The organism is Simplicispira sp., assembly GCF_028687295.1.
In the GTDB taxonomy this organism is placed as follows: domain Bacteria; phylum Pseudomonadota; class Gammaproteobacteria; order Burkholderiales; family Burkholderiaceae_C; genus Simplicispira; species Simplicispira metamorpha.
In genome coordinates this window covers 1-3,034 of record NZ_JAQUAL010000224.1, presented here as the reverse complement: position 1 = coordinate 3,034, position 3,034 = coordinate 1, and the positions used below count along the sequence as shown (strand labels likewise).

The following is a 3,034-nucleotide window of genomic DNA, read 5'->3' as shown; positions in this document are numbered from 1 at the left end:
ATGGGCGAGCTGACCCACCTGCTGCGCAGCAAAGCCGTGCTGATGCCGGGCGTGTCGGTCACGCTCATCAACGAAAAAACCCGCGATACGCAAACCTGGCAATACAAAGGCGGCCTGCGCGACTACCTGATGCAGACGCTGGTCACCGACCCGGTGATTCCGCTGTTCGAGGGCGAGGGCTTTGCCGACAGCCAGAACGACAGCTTTGCCGAAGGCGAAGGCGCCGCCTGGTGCGTGGCCTTCACCGAAGAAGGCGCGCCGGTGCGCGAGAGCTACGTCAACCTCATCCCCACCAGCGCTGGCGGCACGCACGAATCGGGCCTGCGCGATGGCCTGTTCCAGGCCGTGAAAAGCTTTATCGAGCTGCACAGTCTGCTGCCCAAGGGCGTGAAACTGATGCCCGAGGACGTGTTTGCCCGCGCCAGCTACGTGCTCTCGGCCAAGGTGCTCGATCCCCAATTCCAGGGCCAGATCAAAGAGCGGCTGAACTCGCGCGACGCGGTGCGGCTGGTGAGTGGCTTTGTGCGCCCGGCACTGGAACTGTGGCTGAACCAGCACGTCGAGTACGGCAAAAAACTGGCCGAACTGGCCATCAAGGCGGCGCAAACGCGGCAAAAGGCCGGGCAAAAAGTCGAAAAACGCAAAGGCTCGGGCGTGGCCGTGCTGCCGGGCAAGCTCACCGATTGCGAGAGCCGTGACACGGCCTACAACGAAGTCTTTCTGGTGGAGGGCGACAGCGCCGGCGGCAGCGCCAAAATGGGCCGCGACAAGGAAAACCAGGCCGTTCTGCCCCTGCGCGGCAAGGTGCTCAACACCTGGGAAGTTGAGCGCGACCGGCTGTTTGCCAACAACGAAATCCACGACATCTCGGTGGCCATTGGCGTCGATCCGCACGGCCCGCAAGATGCGCCCGATTTGAGCGGCCTGCGCTACGGCAAGGTCTGCATCCTGAGTGATGCGGACGTGGACGGCTCGCACATCCAGGTGCTGCTGTTGACGCTGTTTTTCCGGCACTTTCCCAAGCTCATCGAGGCAGGCCATGTGTATGTGGCACGGCCACCGCTGTTCCGGGTGGATGTGCCCGCGCGCGGCAAAAAGCCCGCCAGCAAGCTGTACGCGCTGGACGAGGGCGAGCTGACCGCCATCCTCGACAAATGCGCCAAAGAAGGCGTGGCGCGCGACAAATGCCAGATCAGCCGCTTCAAGGGCCTGGGCGAGATGAACGCCGAGCAGCTGTGGGAAACCACCCTCAACCCCGACACCCGCCGCCTCATGCCGGTGCAATTGGGCGACCTGGACTTTGCCGCCACCGAGGGATTGATCACCCAGCTCATGGGCAAAGGCGAAGCCGCCGCCCGCCGCGCGCTGATGGAACTGCACGGCGACAGCGTGGAGCTGGATATTTAAGTGTTTTTGGCCTCCAGGCCTTGCCAGATAAGCGCAAGTAGCTATCAAAAACAGAGCAATTAATGCCATGGATGCCAGCGCTGCCTGCACCATGGCCCCCACCCAGGTTCACACAAAAACCATAGCTGCTCGCGCTTGCTGCATAAGCCTTGGAAGCGTTTTTTCTTATGACTGATACCACCGTTCTCGATTCCACTCCCGCCGCCAGCGCCGACACCGACAGCCTGGGCGCCTACGCCCAGCGCGCTTACCTGGAATACGCCCTCAGCGTGGTCAAGGGCCGGGCGCTGCCCGACGTGTGCGATGGCATGAAGCCCGTGCAGCGGCGCATTCTGTACGCCATGGAGCGCATGGGCCTGGGCTACTCGGGCAACACCGCACCCAAGCCGGTGAAAAGCGCGCGCGTGGTGGGCGATGTGCTGGGCCGCTTTCACCCGCACGGCGACCAGTCGGCCTACGACGCGCTGGTGCGCATGGCGCAAGACTTTGCCCAGCGCTACCCGCTCATCGACGGCCAGGGCAACTTTGGCTCGCGCGATGGCGACGGCGCCGCCGCCATGCGCTACACCGAGGCGCGGCTGGCCAAAATCACCAGCCTGCTCACGGGCGAGATCGACGAAGGCACGGTGGATTTCATCCCCAACTACGACGGCTCCACCACCGAGCCGCGCCAGTTGCCCGCGCGCCTGCCGTTCACGCTGCTCAACGGCGCCAGCGGCATTGCCGTGGGCCTGGCCACCGAAATCCCCAGCCACAACCTGCGCGAGGTGGCCGATGCCTGCGTGGCGCTGATCAAAAACCCGCAACTGCCTGCTGAAGAACTGCTGGCGCTGATTCCCGGCCCCGACTACCCCGGTGGCGGCCAGATCATCAGCAGTGCCTCTGACATTGCCGACGCCTACCGCACAGGCCGGGGCAGCCTGAAGGTGCGCGCGCGCTGGAAGATCGAAGAACTGGCGCGCGGCCAGTGGCAATTGGTCGTCACCGAACTGCCGCCCGGCGTGAGCACGCAAAAGGTGCTGGAAGAAATCGAAGAGCTGACCAACCCCAAGATCAAGGCGGGCAAAAAAGCCCTGAGCCAAGACCAGACCCAGCTCAAGGCCAGCGTGCTGGCGGTGCTCGATGGCGTGCGCGACGAATCCAGCAAAGACGCCCCCGTGCGCCTGGTGTGCGAGCCCAAAACCGGCAAAACCCCGCAGCAAGAGCTGATTACGGCGCTGTTGGCGCACACCAGCCTGGAAACCTCGGCGCCCATCAACCTGACCATGGTGGGCATTGACGGCAAGCCGGTGCAAAAGTCGCTGCGGCAAATTTTGCTGGAGTGGGTGGAGTTTCGCCAGACCACGGTCACGCGGCGCAGCCAGCACCGGCTGGACAAGGTGCTGGCGCGCATCCACATCCTGGAGGGGCGCCAGACGGTGCTGCTCAACATCGACGAGGTGATCGCCATCATCCGCGAGGCCGAGGAGCCCAAGGCCGCGCTGATGGCACGCTTTGCCTTGAGCGAGCGCCAGGCGGAAGACATTTTGGAAATCCGCCTGCGCCAACTGGCGCGCCTCGAAGCCATCAAGATCGAGCAAGAGCTGAAAGAGCTGCGCGAGAGCCAGGGCAAGCTCGAAGAGATTTT

2 protein-coding genes are annotated in these 3,034 nt (G+C 63.8%); both read left to right on the top strand.

Features of this window, described 5'->3' with window-relative positions; translation table 11 throughout:
• Window positions 1–1,407, top strand: a 1,407-nt coding sequence (locus PHX69_RS15885) for a toprim domain-containing protein (protein WP_288045087.1), incomplete at its 5' end; no start/stop codon positions are given.
• Window positions 1,408–1,574: 167 nt separating this feature from the next.
• On the top strand, window positions 1,575–3,034 hold a 1,460-nt coding region (locus tag PHX69_RS15880), incomplete at its 3' end, for a DNA topoisomerase IV subunit A (RefSeq protein ID WP_288045085.1).